This is a genomic window from Kocuria sp. KRD140, assembly GCF_017168375.1.
In the GTDB taxonomy this organism is placed as follows: domain Bacteria; phylum Actinomycetota; class Actinomycetes; order Actinomycetales; family Micrococcaceae; genus Kocuria; species Kocuria marina.
The window spans coordinates 52,557-70,315 of the sequence record NZ_JABFAW010000002.1 but is presented as its reverse complement, the minus strand read 5'-3'; the positions used below and the strand labels follow the sequence as shown (position 1 = coordinate 70,315).

15 protein-coding genes, 1 tRNA gene and 4 pseudogenes are annotated in these 17,759 nt (G+C 66.0%); 11 read left to right on the top strand and 9 right to left on the bottom strand.

Annotated features, from left to right (window positions below; all coding sequences use genetic code 11):
• The first annotated feature begins 504 nt into the window (after positions 1-504).
• From J1M36_RS02540 to J1M36_RS02530, 3 genes are read left to right on the top strand one after another with little or no spacing between them, the layout of a single operon-like run.
• Positions 505-921: a DUF3052 domain-containing protein gene (locus tag J1M36_RS02540; RefSeq protein ID WP_206399140.1), complete on the top strand. Its 417-nt coding sequence runs from the start codon at positions 505-507 to the stop codon at positions 919-921.
• 40 nt (positions 922-961) lie between these two features.
• Entirely contained in the window at positions 962-1,423 is a 462-nt protein-coding gene (locus J1M36_RS02535; protein WP_098054971.1) for a redoxin domain-containing protein, read from the top strand.
• Positions 1,423-2,328 carry a Sir2 family NAD-dependent protein deacetylase gene (locus J1M36_RS02530; RefSeq protein WP_082943447.1) on the top strand — a complete coding sequence of 302 codons (906 nt, stop codon included), beginning with the start codon at positions 1,423-1,425 and terminating at the stop codon, positions 2,326-2,328. The genes J1M36_RS02535 and J1M36_RS02530 overlap by 1 nt, the downstream gene beginning before the upstream one ends.
• 152 nt (positions 2,329-2,480) lie before the next feature.
• Here J1M36_RS02530 and ppgK read toward each other — a convergent pair whose 3' ends face one another.
• The gene (gene ppgK, locus J1M36_RS02525; RefSeq protein ID WP_206478598.1) at positions 2,481-3,224 is read right to left on the bottom strand and encodes a polyphosphate--glucose phosphotransferase; all 744 of its coding nucleotides are present in this window, start codon (positions 3,222-3,224) and stop codon (positions 2,481-2,483) included.
• Between the two features lie 72 nt (positions 3,225-3,296).
• On the bottom strand, positions 3,297-4,193 hold the full coding sequence (gene map / locus J1M36_RS02520) for a type I methionyl aminopeptidase (RefSeq protein WP_085108672.1): 897 nt from the start codon (positions 4,191-4,193) through the stop codon (positions 3,297-3,299).
• 183 nt (positions 4,194-4,376) lie between these two features.
• Here map and J1M36_RS02515 point away from each other — a divergent pair, with 183 nt between their 5' ends.
• The gene (locus J1M36_RS02515; protein WP_144930816.1) at positions 4,377-4,553 is read left to right on the top strand and encodes an SPOR domain-containing protein; all 177 of its coding nucleotides are present in this window, start codon (positions 4,377-4,379) and stop codon (positions 4,551-4,553) included.
• Between the two features lie 60 nt (positions 4,554-4,613).
• Here the strand turns inward: J1M36_RS02515 and panB are convergent, their stop codons facing one another.
• Positions 4,614-5,468 (bottom strand): 3-methyl-2-oxobutanoate hydroxymethyltransferase, encoded by an 855-nt coding sequence (gene panB / locus J1M36_RS02510; protein WP_206478597.1) that lies wholly within the window; start codon positions 5,466-5,468, stop codon positions 4,614-4,616.
• A 237-nt stretch (positions 5,469-5,705) separates the two neighbouring features.
• Here panB and J1M36_RS02505 point away from each other — a divergent pair, with 237 nt between their 5' ends.
• Both J1M36_RS02505 and J1M36_RS02500 read left to right on the top strand, forming a co-directional pair.
• Positions 5,706-7,049 carry a glutamine synthetase family protein gene (locus J1M36_RS02505; RefSeq protein ID WP_035962238.1) on the top strand — a complete coding sequence of 448 codons (1,344 nt, stop codon included), beginning with the start codon at positions 5,706-5,708 and terminating at the stop codon, positions 7,047-7,049.
• A 9-nt stretch (positions 7,050-7,058) separates the two neighbouring features.
• Positions 7,059-10,130, top strand: a complete 3,072-nt coding sequence (locus J1M36_RS02500; RefSeq protein ID WP_206478596.1) for a bifunctional [glutamine synthetase] adenylyltransferase/[glutamine synthetase]-adenylyl-L-tyrosine phosphorylase — start codon at positions 7,059-7,061, stop codon at positions 10,128-10,130.
• Here the strand turns inward: J1M36_RS02500 and J1M36_RS02495 are convergent.
• Complete coding sequence (locus tag J1M36_RS02495; RefSeq protein WP_064847244.1) at positions 10,127-10,723, bottom strand: DUF2231 domain-containing protein; 597 nt, start codon at positions 10,721-10,723, stop codon at positions 10,127-10,129. The two genes, J1M36_RS02500 and J1M36_RS02495, sit on opposite strands and share 4 nt — an antisense overlap.
• Before the next feature lie 817 nt (positions 10,724-11,540).
• Between J1M36_RS02495 and J1M36_RS02490 the strand changes: the two genes are divergently transcribed.
• From J1M36_RS02490 to J1M36_RS02475, 4 genes are all read left to right on the top strand, one after another.
• Positions 11,541-11,930: a Bro-N domain-containing protein gene (locus J1M36_RS02490; protein ID WP_064846790.1), complete on the top strand. Its 390-nt coding sequence runs from the start codon at positions 11,541-11,543 to the stop codon at positions 11,928-11,930.
• Entirely contained in the window at positions 11,905-12,321 is a 417-nt protein-coding gene (locus tag J1M36_RS02485; protein ID WP_064846791.1) for a phage antirepressor KilAC domain-containing protein, read from the top strand. The genes J1M36_RS02490 and J1M36_RS02485 overlap by 26 nt, the downstream gene beginning before the upstream one ends.
• Positions 12,322-12,673: 352 nt before the next feature.
• Complete coding sequence (locus J1M36_RS02480) at positions 12,674-12,973, top strand: hypothetical protein (protein WP_144996485.1); 300 nt, start codon at positions 12,674-12,676, stop codon at positions 12,971-12,973.
• 102 nt (positions 12,974-13,075) lie between these two features.
• A complete protein-coding gene (locus J1M36_RS02475; RefSeq protein WP_186317119.1) occupies positions 13,076-13,468 on the top strand; it encodes a DUF2087 domain-containing protein in 393 nt (130 codons plus the stop codon).
• A gap of 101 nt (positions 13,469-13,569) precedes the next feature.
• On the opposite strand, the pseudogene J1M36_RS02470 reads toward J1M36_RS02475, so the two are convergent.
• The 5 genes and pseudogenes from J1M36_RS02470 to J1M36_RS02450 all read right to left on the bottom strand — a co-directional run.
• Positions 13,570-13,860: pseudogene (locus tag J1M36_RS02470) on the bottom strand (integrase core domain-containing protein); the annotation flags it as partial.
• A gap of 7 nt (positions 13,861-13,867) precedes the next feature.
• A pseudogene (locus J1M36_RS02465) lies at positions 13,868-15,264 on the bottom strand (IS30 family transposase).
• A 58-nt stretch (positions 15,265-15,322) separates the two neighbouring features.
• Positions 15,323-15,694: pseudogene (locus J1M36_RS02460) on the bottom strand (transposase); the annotation flags it as partial.
• Positions 15,695-15,942: 248 nt separating this feature from the next.
• A pseudogene (locus J1M36_RS02455) lies at positions 15,943-16,191 on the bottom strand (transposase); the annotation flags it as partial.
• 409 nt (positions 16,192-16,600) lie between these two features.
• Positions 16,601-16,676 (bottom strand) — tRNA-Arg (locus J1M36_RS02450).
• A 249-nt stretch (positions 16,677-16,925) separates the two neighbouring features.
• On the opposite strand from J1M36_RS02450, the gene J1M36_RS02445 reads away from it, so the two are divergent.
• Entirely contained in the window at positions 16,926-17,660 is a 735-nt protein-coding gene (locus J1M36_RS02445; RefSeq protein WP_206478594.1) for a single-stranded DNA-binding protein, read from the top strand.
• Positions 17,661-17,759 lie beyond the last annotated feature (99 nt).

Below are 17,759 nucleotides of genomic sequence, written 5' to 3'. Positions count from 1 at the left end.
CGTACTGCGCCCGCGCGGTACCCTGCGCCTGGATCAACGCGTCAAACGACTCGATCCACTCCTGCGTCTCCTGAACATCAGCGTCCTGAAGATTATTCGTCAACCCACTCAAAATGTGGTGATTGCTGTCGGAAGACACGAGAACCTCTCTATCGTCAGCTCCGTGTCACGGGATCCCCGGTGTCGGAGCGGTGTGTCAGGCGGCGGGTGCTCGGACAGGCCGATGCCGTCGTCCTTTCATCGTGTCACACGCGATGGCGTCACCGGCAGTGACCACACCGTTTCACGCGTCACACCGCCTGCGCCGGGCCGCCACGAGTGTGGAACGTGTCACAAGTCACCCGATTCGCCCCGCGGTTCGTGGTGTGGCTTGAACGCGGGGACAATCCAGTGTTGTCTTTATTACGCACCGTTGACATCCCCGTCACGGTGAGGGTGAGGTCCGGCAGCGTCGTTGAGCCGGCGGTCCGGCCCCGCGCGAGACAGCAGTGAAGGAGAGTTACGGTGAGCGAGGCGAAAGCCCCCGAGGAGAGCATTGCGGCGCAACTGAATCTGAAGGACGGCGACTACGTCCAGGAATTCGGTTACGACGACGATGTCGACGCGGATCTGCGCGGGCGGATCGAGGACGCGATCGGCTCGGAGCTCTTCGACGAGGACGCGCAAGAGGTCGTGGACGCCGTCGTGCTGTGGTGGCGTGACGGGGACGGCGATCTGGTGGACGAGCTCGTGGACGTCCAGACCACCCTCGACGACGGCGGTGTCGTGTGGTTGCTGACGCCCAAGGCCGGGCGCCAGGACCACGTCTCTCCCGCTGAGATCCAGGAAGCGGCCTCGACCGCCGGTCTGCACGTCACGAGCGCGGCACGGGTCTCCCCGGACTGGTCCGTCTCCCGCCTGACCCCCAAACGAAACTTCTGAGCGCGCGCCGCGGCGCTCCCGCGCGGCAGGAAGGGCTCTCATGAGTGCCATCGGATCCACCGCGCCGGACTTCACCCTCCAGGACCGTCACGGCGAGTCCCGCTCCCTGGGCGACTACCGGGGTGCGCCGGTCGTGCTCGTGTTCTTCCCCTACGCGTTCTCGCCGATCTGCACGGACGAGCTGTGCCATCTGCAGGATCACGCGGACATGTTCGATGAGTTCGACGCCGTCGTGGTGTGCATTTCCACGGACAGCCACTTCGCATTGGACGCGTTCGCGCGGCAGGAGTCCTACGACTTCCAGATGCTCTCCGATCACTGGCCCCACGGGGACGTGGCCCGCCGCTACGGTGTCCTGGACGAGGACGCAGGGTGCGCCCAGCGCCACACCATCACCATCGACGCCCGCGGGATCATCCGCGACGTCAGCTCCGCCGACATCACCCAGGCCCGGGAATGGGATCGACTGCGGGGCGTCCTCGAGAACCTGCCCCGGTCCTGATGCCCCTGCGAGTACTGCGCGCCGGTTACGGCGCACCGGTGGACGAGAGCCTCTTCCCCGATCCCCATGCACTGAACGCCCGGGACGGTCTGCCGCGCGTTCTCGAGGTGCTACGGGGCAAGCAGATCGCGGTGCTCACGGGCGCGGGGGTGAGCACCCCGTCCGGGATCCCCGACTACCGCGGCCCGGGCGCCAAACCTCGTTCCCCCATGACATACCAGGAGTTCATGGGCAATGTGGCGAGTCGCCGGCACTACTGGGCCCGTAACCAGTACGGCTGGCACTTCGTGGCCCGGGCACAACCGTCCGCCGCCCACGAGGCGCTGGCCCGGCTCGAGGCCGCCGGTCTGGTGGACGGGATCATCACCCAGAACATCGACCGGCTGCACCAGAAAGCCGGCTCCGTGGCCGTGGTGGACCTGCACGGCACCTACGCGTGGGTGTTGTGCACCTCGTGCTCGTCCCGGTTCCCCCGGGAACAGGTCTCGCGCTACCTGGACGAGTTGAACCCCGGGTTCTACGACGGCATGGCCTCGGCGGACGACATCGAATACGCCCCGGACGCGGACGCCACCGTGGAGCACACCGGCGGTTTCCGTGTGTGGGACTGCCCCGTGTGCCAGGGGGTGCTGAAACCGGATGTCGTGTTCTTCGGGGAGAACGCGCCGTCGCACCGCGTGGCCCTGGCGCGGCGCATGGTCGCGCGGTCCGAGGCGCTACTCGTGGCGGGATCGTCGCTGACCGTGAACTCCGGACGCCGGTTCGTGCGGCAAGCAGACCGAGAGGGGATCCCCGTGGTGATCGTCAACCACGGCGTCACCGGAGGGGACTCGATGGCCACCGTGAAGGTGGACGCTCCCGTGGGGGAATTCCTCGCCGACCTGGGCGACCACCTGACAGCTTGATCCGAATGCGTTGAGTACTTAGACTCTCAATACGAGACCCCGAGGGTCCGCGGAGGGGAAGCCGCGGTCACCTTCGGGGTCTCACCCATTTCCGGGGCGGGTCGGTACCGTCCCGAGCGCGGAGGATCTCCACGGCCCGGGACGGGCGTCCGTCACTTCACGGGGTCGATGACCGGCTTGGCGGCCTGGGCGTCTCGGCACTGCTGAGCCCACAGCGCAGCACCCACGATGCCGGCGTTGTTGCGCAGCGCGGCGATCTCTACCGGTGTCCGCAGTTCGAGGTAGGGCAGGAACTTCTCCGAGTTCTTGGACACACCGCCCCCGATCACGAACAGGGACGGGGAGAACAGGAACTCCACGTGGGAGAAGTACCGCTGCAGCCGCTTCTTGGCCCACTTCTTCCAGGGCAGCTGCTCGCGTTCCCGGGCGGCGGCCGAGGCCTTGGTCTCGGCATCGAAGCCGTCGATCTCCAGGTGACCGAGCTCGGCGTTGGGGACCAGTTGGCCGTTGAGGATCATCGCGGAACCGATCCCTGTGCCCAGGGTGATCACCATGACCAGGCCTTCCTTGCCCTTGCCTGCGCCGTAGTGCGCTTCGGCGAGCCCGGCGCCGTCGGCGTCGTTGAGGGCCTCGACCTCACGGCCCAGCGTCTCGGTCATGAGGGCATCCACGTTCGTGTTGATCCACGACTTGTCCACGTTCGCCGCGGACAGCGCCACACCGTTCTTGATGATGGCGGGGAAAACGATGCCCACGTGGCGCGTGGGGATGCGGAACCGTTCACCCACGAGTTGGCCGGTGGCGAGATCCACGATCCCACCCTTGGTGCCGGTACCACCAATGTCGATTCCGATGCCACACTGCGATACGACACCCTGCGGAGTACCTGAGCTCATGAACGGTCCCTTCGGTTCACGGTGGAAACTATGCGGAGGTGGACGCGATGCAGCCCGCCCCGTCGCTCGATCTTACGGGAGGGTGAGGATCTCCACGCCGTCATCGGTCACGACCATGGTGTGTTCGAACTGTGCAGTGCGCATCTTGTCGTGGGTCGTGATGGTCCAGTCGTCGGACCACTGGTCCCACGTGATGGAACCGAGGGTCAGCATGGGTTCGATCGTGAAGATCATTCCCGGGACCATCTCGGTGGCGTAGGACGGGGCGGCGTCGTAGTGCGGGACGATCAGACCCGTGTGGAACTCGCGCCCCACGCCGTGCCCGGTGAAGTCGCGCACGACCCCGTAGTCGAAACGCTTGGCGTACTTCTCGATGACGCGCCCGATCACGTTGATCTCACGCCCGGGACGCACGGCCTTGATCCCGCGGTTCATCGCCTCGTGCGTGCGTTCCACGAGCAGGCGGGAGTCCTCGTCCACGTCACCCACCAGGAACATGGCATTGGTGTCCCCGTGCATGCCGTTCTTGTACGCGGTGACGTCCAGGTTGATGATGTCCCCGTCCTCGAGCACGGTGGAATCGGGGATGCCGTGACAGATCACCTCGTTGAGTGACGTGCAGATGGACTTGGGGAACCCGCGATACTCGAGGCACGAGGGGTATGCCCCGTGATCACACATGTACTCGTGCGCGATCCGGTCCAGTTCATCCGTGGTCACGCCGGGCTTGGCCTCTGCGCCCGCGGCCTGCAGCGCACGGGCGGCGATCCGGCCGGCCTCGCGCACCAGCTCGATCTCTTCGGGGGTGTACACGTTGGAGGCGTGACCCTCGTTCGCGTCCCGGCGTCCCACGTACTCCGGCCGCTCGATCCCGCCCGGGACGTGGCGCCGCGGGGTAAGGTTCCCGGGGCGTAGCGCGCCGCGCGGTGCGGTGGATCCGGGTGCTGGTGCGAGATTGTGCGTGGTCACGATGGGTCATTGCCTCCTGCGGCGATCGCGGGCGTGTTCGTGCTGTGAGGCGTCAAGGCGCCCCGAACACCTGGTTCAGCAACTAGCCTAATCCTTGAGTCCCGGGCCCGTTCGGCCGGGAAGGTTCGCGACCCCGCCGCGGGGCGGGTGTACGGCGCACGGCGCCGCACAGGGAGGAAGATCATGGCCGAGTACTGGTACAACCTCTACACCAAGCAGGTCGAGGAAGGCCCCAAGGACGACTACCGCAAGCTCATGGGCCCCTACGCGACCCGCGAGGAGGCCTCGCGCGCCCTCGAGCGCGCCGCGGAGAACACCAAGCGCTGGGACGAGGAGGACGCCGCGTTCAAGGGTGACTGACCCTGTAGGGCCGGGCGGCGACGTCGCCCGGTCCCATTCTGGTTCGGGGCGACCCGGGCGTCACCCCCGGTAGGAGTGCTCCTCGGCCGGGAACGCACCGGAGCGGACGTCGGCCACGTAGCCGCGCACGGCGTCGTCGGCGACCTGAGCGAGCTGCGCGTACTGCTTGACGAAGCGCGGCATCTTCCCGGTGCGCAACCCCAGCATGTCCTGCCACACGAGCACCTGGCCGGTGGTCACATTCCCGGCGCCGATCCCCACCGTGGGGATCCGCAGCTCGTCCTCCACTCGTGCCGCGGCGTCCGCGGACACCATTTCCAGGACGACGGCGAAGCACCCGGCGTCCTGCACGGCACGGGCGTCGCGCAGTAGCTGCTCCCCGGCCTCGCCGCGGCCCTGGATCCGGAACCCGCCCAGCGCGTGCTCGGACTGCGGGGTGAATCCGACGTGACCCATGACAGGGATCCCAGCGCGCACCACGGCGGCCACGTGCTCCGCGAGCGCTTCCCCCGCCTCGATCTTCACGGCGTGCGCGCCGGACTCCTTCATGATCCGCACCGCGCTGCGCACGGCCTGATCCGGGGACTCCTCGTACGAGCCGAAGGGCAGGTCCACGACCACGAGGCTGCGCTGTACGCCGCGCACGACCGCGGCGGAGAACGTGATCATGTGCTCGAGCGTGACCGGCAGGGTGGACTCGTGTCCGAGCACCGTGTTGCCGAGTGAATCACCCACGAGCAGGACGTCCACGCCGGCTCGGTCGAAGATCCCCGCGGTGAGCGTGTCGTAGCTCGTGAGCATGGAGAACTTCTCCCCGGCGTCCTTGGCACGCTGCAGGTGCAGGGTCCGCACGCGGGCGATCTGGGCGAGGGATTTCTCGGTGGGGGAACCGGACGAAGGTTGCGTTTCGCTCATGGTGTCAGGGTACCGGCCGGTCGGGCCCAGGGGTTCCGGGCGGGGAGCGGCACTGACTCGGCGACCCGATCTCCGTGCGGACCGGGGCGGGAACACGCAAGCGGACAGATGGGGGAGACGGGCGCGAGGAACGCTGCTGCGACCGATACAGTTGTGACGTGGCTCGTCCCGGGCATGGCCCCGGCGCGTGAGCCCGCAGCCGCTGTGTCACACGCCCCAGGAATCCGAGGTGGACCCATGGACCGTCAGCAAGAATTCGTTCTGCGCACCATCGAGGACCGGGACGTCCGGTTCGTCCGGTTGTGGTTCACGGACGTCGTGGGGACCCTCAAGTCCATTGCGCTGGCACCCGCTGAGGTGGAGGCCGCGTTCGAGGAGGGCCTCGGGTTCGACGGCTCCTCGATCGAGGGGCTGTCGCGGATCTTCGAGTCCGACATGCTCCTGCAACCGGATCCCTCCACGTTTCAGTTGCTGCCGTGGCGCGGGGAGGACGAGCCGACCTCCCGGATGTTCTGCGACCTGAAGACCCCGGACGGTGAGCCCTCCGCGGCGGATCCCCGCGGGGTTCTGCGCCGCGTGCTCGCCAAGGCCTCGGACATGGGCTTCACGTGCTACACCGCTCCCGAGATCGAGTTCTACCTGTTGCGCTCGCCCGAGCTGGACCCGCGCACCGGCGAACCCGTACCGGTGGACTACGAGGGGTACTTCGATCACGTCCCGGGGGGAGTGGTCCAAGACTTCCGCCGCACCGCGGTGAACATGCTCGAATCGGTGGGCATCTCCGTGGAGTTCTCGCACCACGAGGCCGGACCGGGTCAGAACGAGATCGACCTGCGCTACGCGGACGCGCTGCAGACCGCGGACAACATCATGACGTTCCGCACCGTGGTGCGCGAGGTGGCCCTGTCCCAGGGGATCTACGCGACCTTCATGCCCAAGCCGTTCTCCCGCCACCCCGGCTCGGGGATGCACACGCACTTCTCCCTGTTCGAAGGGGACACCAACGCGTTCTACGAGGCCGGGGCCGAGTTCCGGCTCTCCGAGACCGGGCGGCACTTCATCGCCGGGCTGCTGCGCCACGCCCCCGAGTTCACGTCCGTGACCAATCAGTTCGTGAACTCCTACAAGCGACTGTGGGCCGGTGACGAAGCGCCGTCGTACATGTCCTGGGGCCACAACAACCGCTCGGCGCTGGTGCGTGTGCCGCTCTACAAGCCGGACAAGGTGCAGTCCTCCCGCATCGAGTACCGGGGGATCGACTCCGCGACGAACCCGTACCTGTCCTACGCCGCGCTGCTGGGGGCGGGGCTCAAGGGGATCGAGAACGAGTACGAGCTGCCGCCCGTGGAGATGGACGACGTGTTCGCCATGAGCAGCGCCGAGCGCCGCGCCGTGGGCCACCAACCCCTGCCGGGCAGCCTCCACGACGCGATCCGGCTGACCGAGGAATCGGAGTTCATGGCGGAGCTGCTGGGCGAGCAGGTCTTCGAGTACTTCCTGCGCAACAAGCGCCGCGACTGGGACCAGTACCGCCAGGAGGTCTCGCCCTACGAACTGCGGACCAACCTGGGCATCCTGTAGGGGCAGACCATGACTGACACCCCGGGCACCGCCAAGGAGCGCGCGGAGAAGATCTCGGCCAAGCAACTGATCTCGATCGGTTTCGCGGACGTCACGAATGCCCGGCGCTGGCTGGGGTTCCGGGAACTGGACGGCGTGGACCTGTCCGCGCTGCTCGCGGGACTGGCCCACGCGGCGTCGCCGGACGTGGCGCTGCAGCTCATCGTGCGGCTCATCGAGAACCACCCGGAGGTCGCGCGGCGAATCAACGGGGACCCCCGAGAGTCCGAGACCATGTTCCGCTTGCTGGGTGCGTCCGAGGCGCTGGGGGAGTTCCTGCTGCGCGCCCCCGAGAACCTGGACCTGCTGGACATCCCGCCCGTGGACGAGCCGAGGGCGGACCGCGCGGAGGTCTTCCGTGCGGCGCTGCTCGAATCCGTGGGCGCCGATCCGCAGGCGGACACCCCGGTGGCATCGCTCACGGGACAGGACGCGCACAAGGCGTTGCGCGTGGCCTATCGCCGCGGGCTCGCGCGCGTGGCCGTCCGGGACGTCGGGGCCGTGGACCCGGTGGCCTACATGCCCGCCGTCGGCCGGCAACTCGCGGACCTCGCCGGGGCCGCCCTCGAGGCCGGCCTGGCGGTGGCGCGCGCTCACGCCGCCGAGCGCTGGGACCCCGCCCTCGTGGAGCAGGTACGGCTCGCGGTGATCGGCATGGGCAAGTGCGGCGCCCGAGAGCTGAACTACATCTCGGACGTGGACGTGGTCTACGTCGGGGAGACCCGGGCCTCCGACGCCGGGGACACCCCGGACGAGAGCACGAGCACGGAGATCGCCACCGAGATGGCCCACACCCTCGCGCAGGCCATGATGGCCGCCGGTCCCGAGCCGGCGTTGTGGGAAGTGGACGCGAACCTACGGCCCGAGGGCAAGGACGGGCCGCTCGTGCGGACACTGGACTCCCACGTGCGCTATTACAAGCGCTGGGCCAAGTCCTGGGAGTTCCAGGCGCTGCTCAAGGCCCGGTGCGTCGCGGGCGATCAGGACCTCGGGAGGCGCTACGAGGCGGCCATCGCGCCGTTCATCTGGTCATCCGCCGAGCGCGAGGGCTTCGTGGAATCCGTCCAGGCCATGCGCCGCAGGGTCACGGAGAACATCCCTGAGGCGGACCGGGACCGGCAGATCAAGCTCGGACCCGGGGGACTGCGGGATGTCGAGTTCACGGTGCAGTTGCTACAACTCGTACACGGACGCTCGGATGAGACCGTCCGCACGCGTGCCACCACCGAATCCCTCGCGGCGCTGAGCGCGGGTGGCTACATCGGCCGCGCGGACGCCGAGGAGTTCGGACTCAACTACCGATGGCTGCGGTTGCTCGAGCACCGGATCCAGTTGTTCCGCATGCGGCGGACGCACCTGATGCCGCGCGACGAACGGGAACTGGCCGTCGTCGCCCGGTCCGTGGACGGCGCCGCCGAGCGCACGCACCCCACGGCCCAGAAACTCGTGAGCGACTGGAACGCGGCCAAGCGCTCCGTGCGCAGCATGCACGAGCGGATCTTCTACCGTCCCATGCTCGCGGCGCTCGCCAACGCGCCCGCGGACACCACCCTCACGACCGACGCCGCTCGGGACCGCCTCGCGGCACTCGGGTACCAGGACACCAAGGCCGCGATGCGACACATCGAGGCCCTCTCGCGCGGCGTGAGCCGGCGAGCCGAGATCCTGCGCACGCTGCTGCCGGTGCTGCTCGACTGGCTCGCTGAGGGCGTGGACCCGGACGCCGGTCTGCTCAACCTGCGCAGGGTGTGCGAGGCTCTGGGCAACACACCCTGGTTCCTGCGATTACTGCGGGATTCCAACGCCGCGGCCGAGCGGTTGTGTCACATCCTCTCGAGTTCTCGGTACGTCTCGGACCTGCTCGAAACCTCTCCCGAGGCGACGGCGTGGTTGGGCGACGACTCCCAGCTGGCCACCCGGTCCCTGGACGAGCTCGTGTCACAGATGCGCGCGCAGGTCGCTCGGCACCACGACCCGGGCGAGGCCATCCGGGCCGTGCGCCAGATCCGGCGCCGCGAACAGTTGCGCATCGCGCTCGCGGACACGAGCGGCGTCGCCAGCGTGGAGACCACCGTGACGGGTCTTTCGGACGTGGACCAGGCCACCGTGATGGCCGCGCTGTACCTTGCCCGCACCGAGTACGCGGCCGAGCACGACGGCGCTGTCCCCGCCGAGGTGCTCGTGATCGCCATGGGGCGCCAGGGCGGGCGCGAGATCGGTTTCGGCTCGGACGCGGACGTGATGTACGCGTACGCACCCGCCCCGGACGCGGACCCCGGGGAAGCGCGCAGTGCCGCGGAAACCGTGCTCAACCGCATGGTCAAGCTCCTGAAGCAACCGTGCACGCCGCCCGTGGTCGCCGAACGGGTCCTGGAGATCGACAACGACCTGCGTCCGGAAGGGCGCTCGGGCACCATGGTGCGGTCGGTGGCCTCGTACGCCGAGTACTACGAGCGCTGGGGTCAGACCTGGGAGTTCCAGGCCCTGACCCGCGCCCGGTACATGGCCGGTTCCGAGGACGTGGCCCAGGCGTTCTTCCGTGTGGTGGACCGCTTCCGGTACCCGGCCGAATTCAAGGACCGTCAGCTCGTGGACATCCGGCGCATGAAGGCGCGCGTGGAGAGCGAGCGGATGCCCCGCGGGGCAGATCCCACCCGGCAGGTGAAGCTGGGCAGGGGTGGGCTCTCGGACGTGGAATGGCTCGTGCAGTTGCTGCAGCTGCAGCACGCGCACGAGGTCCCCGAGCTGCGCACCACCTCCACGCTGCCCGCGCTGAACGCCGCGGTGGCCGCCGACCTCGTGGGCCCGGAGGACGCCGCCGTACTGGAGCACGCGTGGAAACTTGCCACGGACATCCGCAACGGCAACGTCCTGCGCTCCGGGCGGGCCTCCGATTCCGTGCCGTCACGCCGGGTGGACCTCGAGGCCGTGGCCCGGTGGATCGGCTACGAACCCGGTTCCGCCGCGCAGCTCGAGGAGGACTACCTGCGGATCACCCGGCAGTCCCGCTCGGTATTCGAGCGGTTGTTCTACGGCCGCTAGTTCTGCGCCCGACCGTTCGTGCCGTCCTCGTAGGCCGCGTCCCGCGAGCCCACCTGACGCGCGACCGACAGGTGCCCGCCCAGGTAACCGCCCAGGCCGGCGGCGGACATGCCGCCCAATGCCAGGACGCACCCCAGCCCGTGGCGTCCGGTGCGGCGGGCCACCCACGAGGCGAGTTGCAGACCCGTGGCCAGGCCGTTGGACCCGGCGTGGATCACGGCCACACGTTTGTCCCGGTTCTGCAGCCCGTGGTACTCGGCCCATCCGGTCAGGGCAGATGGCACCGCCGAGAGGACACCCACGCCCGTGAGCACCCGCGCGGCACGGGCGGAGTCACGGCCACCCATGAGGTCGAGCACGAGCGCGCTCATCCACGTGCCCATGGGCACCTCGATGAGCAGCGGGTGCAGCGCGTGGCCCACCTGCTTGCCCTGCAGGAGGTCGCGAACGGTCGGATTCCCGGCCACAGCGGTGGCCACGGAATCTGCCGAGCCCACCAAGGGGTCCAGGGCACTGCTGCCCTCGACCGTTTTCATCAGGGGAGTCAGGGGGCTCTCGGCATTCGAGGCGGGGTATTGGGTGGACTCGTTCATGGTCGGTCCTCTCAGATGTGGGATGTCCCGCCATCCTCGCACCCCGCGGCGGGGAATGCACCCGCCCCTCGGGGTGTCCCGGTCCTGCGTGGAGTGGGCCAGTCAGCCCGGCGCTGCCTGTTGTGGTAGACCCGCCCGCTTCAACTGAGCAAAGGCATCCCGGGGTGCCGCTGGGCTGCGTTTGCTCCACTGGATTTTCGGTAGAACGGGCTGGTAAGTGGCGCCCCAGGAGGGAGTCGAAAACGCCACCCCGTCGAATTGCAGGGCGGAAACGCGCGGAACTTTGCGGAACGCGGCAATACGGGCACGGTCCATATCCCTGGTGCTGTTGAGGTAGTCAACACAGCCGACGCGACCCTGGGTCAGCCGTGCTGCAGGCTGCACCATTCCTCGGCGCTCGCGTGCTGGATCCGGTCGGCCAGCATGGGCTGACCCCGTTTGGTAGGTCCGGTGGTTGTGTGAGTCGTCCTGTTGCCCGGGGGTCCGGGCAGTGAGACTGGTCAGATCATGACGAACAGCAGGAAGCGTCACACCTCGGAGCAGGTCGTCCGGCGCCCACTCAGTGGGGAGCGGCTTAAGATCCGCTGGAAGGCAGCAAGGTTCACGCAGTACGAACTGTCCCTCCTGTGCCGATGCTCGCAAGCCGCGATTAGCGGCCTCGAGACCGGGAACATGCAGCATTGCTCCGAGGATCTGGCTCGACAGATCTGTAAATGGCTCGACCGCGACTTGGATGAGCTGTTTGAGCACAGCTCGACCAGTCGCACGCATCAATTGACCAACGCTCTAGGGAGCACACACCAGAAGGAAACGGGGCATGAGCTCGAATCTGACGCAGTACGAGTATCTGGGACAAGGCGTCCGAGTCCTCGAGGAGGACGGCGCAGCGCTGTTCGTTGCTAGCGACGTGGCGCGGGCGCTCTGCCACCGCGACGCCGCCGCCATGGTGCGTGCGCTGGACGCGGACGAGAAGGGCACACGTCAGACGTGCACCCTTGGGGGAGACCAGGACGTCACGGTCATCACCGAGGCCGGTCTCTACCACGCGGTCCTGCTGCGCCAGACCGGACGCATGACCGACCAGGGTGCCAAGGACGCGGTCAAGGCATTCCAACGGTGGGTCACCCTCGAGGTGCTCCCGCAGATCCGCATGACCGGGGGCCTAGTCAATGCAGCCGCAGATGCAGGTCCCGCAGTCCCTGCCTGAGGCCCTGCGTGCCTACGCCCGAGAGGTCGAGGCGCGCGAGGCAATGGAGGCCTACGCCAAGGAGCTCGAGCCCAAGGGTGAGGCCTACGACGCCTTCCTCTCCGGTGACGGCACCTACTCCATCGGCAACGTCGCCAAGATGCACGGCCTGTCCCAGAACAAGCTGTTTGATCTGATGCGCGCCTCCGGGGTCATGATCGCCAAGGGCGCGATGCGCAACACCCCGTACCAGAAGTACATGCATCATTTCGCGGTCAAGGCCTACGACTTCACCCGCACCGACGGCACGGTCGGAACGTCCTACACCACGCGCGTCGAGCCCTCCGGCGTGGACTTCCTCCGCCGCAAACTCTGCCTCACCCCGGCCACGGACGTGGAGGTGTTGGCCTGAACCCCGATTTCTGTTGTAAAAGTTATTGCTACAGGGATGATAGTTGATGATCCATACCATTTTACCAATGGTCGATATATTGCCATAAGCACTAAAAAAAATCTGCCCAGTCCCTCTTGCACAGGAACCCTTTTTATGTGATGATTAAATTAATTTACAATTTTCTCCTTGCACTTGGTGCCGGCCTTTTCGTATCATATGATATTATTTATTTTGAGCACTACGGACTTGGGCTAGCTATAATTGCATTGGTTTCGTCGATGTATGACTTATCCTCTGCAATAAGTGACTTCCTTTACCAATATTATTTGATCGAGTGTCGCCACGATTTGTGTTACTCATTGGAAATGCAATGAGAATTATTGGGTTTTTGATTTTCTTCATTGATCCCACTAACATTGCTTTGGTTGCACTAGGCCAAATCCTAGCAGGAATCGGAGGAGCTTCAGAGAGCGGCGCAGTAGATGCGCTTGTAATCAATGACCGTCTCTCAAAAGGTGAGTCAGCTAGGTCTATCCTTGCGATTTCATTAAAGCTGAACGCGGTAGCTACAGTTGTTGGTGCTGGTCTTGGCTATTTTATATACAATTGGGATCCAAGATATATTTTGGATTGCTGCCGCCATAACAGTAATCTCGTCAAAAGTGATTAAAAATTTAACTACTGTTAGGAAATTATGAGTCAAGAATTAAGGCCCCTCAGGTCATTAATTGCGATGCTTCGACGCCCCCAAAATAGAGAAACAATTAGTCAGGTGTTATCCTCTACACAGCAGGGTGCGGACGATCCTTTAGTTGTAGGTCTTATTAAGATTGGTTTTGCAGAGATCGGTAACAGTGAGGTCAGGTTTCGTGAGACTTTTCTGAGCGAATCTCTGCGAGCGATCGACGGGCATCTCGGATCACATGAGATTCTTTTGGGAAACAAAATTGACGTTAATGAACTTCAACATGAAAAAATCGATTCTACAGTCGCCGCGGTAATCCGACGAGTTATAGATGCTGACGAGAGAATTTCAGAGCCTATTCTCAATGAACGTCTACGAATGTTTGTTCTGGACATCGCATTTTTCCGTCGTCACGCCGTAGACACGGGCGTATTGGGGCGCACTCAAGACGGTGCCATGTACTGGCTGGCAGCCTCTTAGGAATCAGGGTCTTCATTACTAGCCGGATCAATTGAAAACACGTCTTCATCTGGTCGAAAACTCCGGGGGGACTGCCGCACGATCAGGGGACAGTTGGGGTGTCAGGCCACGAGGCTCACGGCCGGGTTCATGATGGTCTCGTATTCGATGGGGGTCAATCGGCCCAGGCGGGCCTGTCGGCGGCGTCTATGATAGGTGCGTTCGATCCAGGTGATGATCCCGATGCGGAGCTCCTCTCTCATCCTCCAGCGCTTGCGGTCCAAGACGTTCTTCTGGAGCAGTGCGAAGAACGATTCCATTGCGGCGTTGTCCCCGGCGGCACCGACCTGACCCATCGATCCGATGAGGTGATGACGGTTCAGGGCGTGCACGAATTTCCGTGACCTGAACTGGCCGGGTTCAACCGGTGGTTGCAACACCGGCTTGTTGGGTTGATTGTAGGTACTCGTTGAAGGCTTCGGCAGGGGTTCTCCAGCCGAGGGTCTTGCGGGGCCTGCTGTTGAGGGCGCGGGCGACGGCGTTGATGTCTTCTGCCGTCCAGCGGGACAGGTCGGTGCCCTTGGGGAAGTACTGGCGCAGTAGTCCATTGGTGTTCTCGTTCGTGCCGCGTTGCCAGGGTGAGACGGGATCGGCGAAGTAGACCGGGATCCCTGTCTCGACCGTGAACAGGGCGTGGGCCGACATCTCCTTGCCGCGGTCCCAGGTCACCGAGTGTGCTAACTGTTTCGGCAGCGTCGACATCGTGTCCGCGGGTGCGTTCTTCATGGTGATCGCGCCGTAGCCTGCTAGTGCCGGGCCGTTCTTGATCGATGCCCTGAACTGGTAGCCCTCCTCGCGGGGCAGGTGGACCAGCATCGTGAACCGGGTTGTGCGTTCCACCACGGTCCCGATGGCAGAGCGCTCGTGCCCGATGAGCAGCTCGCCCTCCCAATGCCCCGGCACGGCGCGGTCGTCGGCTTCGGCGGGGCGGTCGCTGATCAACGTTGCCTCCGTGAGGTGGGCCCAGGTCTTGCGACGGGATCGTTCTCGAGGGACCCGCAGCGCCCGGCCCGTGCGCAGACATCAGACGAGTTCCTTCTTCAAAGCGCCTCTGGCTTCGATGAACAGTGATTGGTAGATCGCCTCGTGGCTGATGCGCATGGATTCATCATCGGGGAAGTCGAGCCTCAACCGGTTGCTGATCTGCTGCGGGCTCCAGCCCAGCACCCAGGCCCTGTCCTTGCGATGGGGCTTGTTGCGGGCCGTGAACCGTGGCGGCTGCGGTCCAGCGACCACGGTGCCGTCCGGGGAAGAGACCTTGCCCGACAGGCGCTGCTCGACATACTCACCCAGCCGCGGGTTGGTGACGAGCTTCGCCTGTTTGGCACGCTTGGCGGCCATGTTGGCCTTCCATTGCACCACCGATGCCCGGTACTCCCGCGTCCCGCCCCGAGTCGCGGCGTTGCGGCGCAGCTGGCGGCTGATCGTGCCCGGGCCCGGCCGAGCGCCCGGGCGATGTCGCGAACCCCGTTGCCTTGGGCGTTCAGGATCGCGATCTCCTCCCGCTCGACGAAGCTGAGGTAGCGGCCCGACGGGGTGAAGTCCAGGTCGAACGGTGGCATGCCCCCAGCGTTGTGGAACCACCGTGCTCCGACCGCCTGCTCCACGCCCGCAACCGCTGAGGCCTCCTCGGGCAGCAGTCCCTGCGCGATCGCTCTCCAGAAAGCCGACTCGACCGGCCGCTGGAACTTTGGATGCCCCGGCGACCGCAACTTCGGACCAACAGCCCGGTCCGCGGCCCGCTGACGACGACCCATCACACACCCCTCTCACGAGGTGTTGCGACGACCAGTTGAATCCGCCCTGGCTCCCGCGGTCCGAGTGCACAATGCATCCGGCGGTGTCGCGACGCCTGGATATCGCATTGCCCAGCGCTTTCACTGCAAGACGCGCCTTCATTCGGTCGCTGATTGAGTAGCCCACGATACGGCCGGAGAACACGTCTTTGATGGCGCAGAGGTAGAGCTTTCCCTCGTCGGTCCGGTGCTCGGTGATGTCGGTGAGCCACAGCTGGTTCGGGGCCTCAGCAGTGAAGACGTGCCGGGTCCTGCCGTGCTCGTCCACCACAGCACATAGGTCCTCGTGGGCCGGCGGCCCGGGCCTCTTGCCGTTCTTGGCGCGTTTCTTGCCGAACGCCGACCACCAGCCCTGTTGCGAACAGATCGACCACGCGGCCCGCCCGGCCATCACCTGACCTGCCTCGGCGGCCTCTTCGTGCAGGTACCGATACCCGAACTCCGGGTCGTCCCGGTGTGCGTCGAACAGCGCGTTCGCGCGGTGCGCCGCGGTCAGGTCGGCAGCGGTCACGGGCGCCTGCAGCCACCGGTAGTACGGCTGGTGGGCGATCTTGAGGACCCGGCAGGTCACCGTGACGGGGATCCCGTCATCGGCCAGCTCGCGGACGAGCGGGTACCTTATTTTCCCGGCAGATTCGCCTAAGACAGATAAGCAGCGGCCCGGCGCAGCACCTCGTTCTCCTGCTCGAGCGACCGGATCCGCTTCTTCGCCTCGCGCAGTTCGGCATTTTCGGCCGCGGTTGTTCCGGGCCCAGCACCGGCCTCGAGATCGGCCTGGCGCATCCAGTTACGTAGGCAGGACTCGGCGATCCCGAAGTCCGAAGCGATCTGCTTGATGGTCTGGCCGGGTTCACGGTCGCGGGCGACGTTCACGACATCGTCGCGGAACTCCTGGGGGTAAGGGTTTGGGCACGGTGCTCATCCTTCCAGTGACACCTCACAGTGTCACAGATCAGATGTCACCAACCCATGCAGCAGTCCCGTGTGCGGTTACCACGGTGGAGACGGTGGGTGAGGTGGAGCGCATCCGCCCCGCGGCTTGAGCTGCGAGGGCGAAGCTGTGCCCATTGGCCGTGAGGAAGCTGGCCAGCTCTTGGGCGTCCTGAAGCGTGGGCATTGTCCGACTGGTCTGCTTGCCGGTGTTGGCGTCACGCCAGAGCACCGCCCAGGTGGTTGTCCCGTCCTTGCGCACGCGCTCTCGGATGCTCGCGATGAACCTGATCGTAGAAGCCGTGTCAACGAAAAACGGTCGCGCGTCAACATCGGAGAATCTACCCGTCTATGGCAAGCAGGTTTGTGGTGCCCCAGGAGGGAGTCGAACCCCCGACCAAGAGATTAGAAGGCTCCTGCTCTATCCACTGAGCTACTGAGGCGGGTCGCCGAAGCGACGACTCAGTTTAGCAACGCCTCCGAGCCGCTCGCGCACGTGGGTTGCTCCACCCCGTGCGGTCCGGGCTGCACAGATGGCCGACGTCGCCCGGCCGGGCATCGGGCTCTCCACACCTCCTTGAACGGACCGCCGACGCCGCGTCCCACGCGTCACGCTGGGCTCACCCCGATGCGGGGTTCACCCCTCACCCGCCGGCCTCCGGGCCGCGGGTGACCGAATCAAGGAGCACCCCATGAGCGAACACGTGACACTGCGCGGATTCGTGGGCAAGGACCCGCAGTCGCACCTCTTCGACGACGGCACGATGGCCGCGCGCTTCCGCCTGGCCACCACGTCCCGCCGTTTCGACGCCGCCACCCAGACGTGGCACGACTCCGGCACCAACTGGTACTCGATCCGGTGCTTCCGCGCCCTGGCCATGCACGTCATGGCGAGCGTGCACTGCGGTCAACCCGTGGTGGTCACCGGCAAGCTCAGCATCAACGAGTGGCAGTCGGATTCCGGCCCGCGCACGATCGTGCAGGTGGATGCGGCGGCCGTGGGTCATGACCTGAGCTTCGGCACGGCCAACTTTGCCCGCTCGGGCGGGCGGAATCCGGAGGCCGGTACGGCAAGTGCCGTGCCGGGTGCCGGACAGGGGTCTGACGACACCGGCATGGACGGCGCCGGGGAGGACTCGAACGAGAACGCCGGGACCGCCGGGCACGATCGGTACCGCTCCGCTCGGTCGATGGGACTGTCCGACGAGGGGTTCGTGGATCTCACTTCCGGGGCGGTGATCGCGGTGGGGGAGCATGACCACACGTTCGACGGCCTGACCCCGGCCGCTCCCGACGCCAGTGCCGCGGTCGGGGACACCCTGGGTGTCACGGAGGGGGTGGACGAGGACGCCGAAGACGAGTCCCGTGACGGCGCCGACCGGACGCGTGAAACCTCCGACCTGGAGGGGGCGACCACGGGTGGCTGACTAGTAGGGGGCAGGCGGTGTCGTCGTACCAGGGAGCGATTCCGGAACCGGGACCGCACGGCCGGGGGACCGCGGCGCGGCGACGCCGGGAGGTGAGGG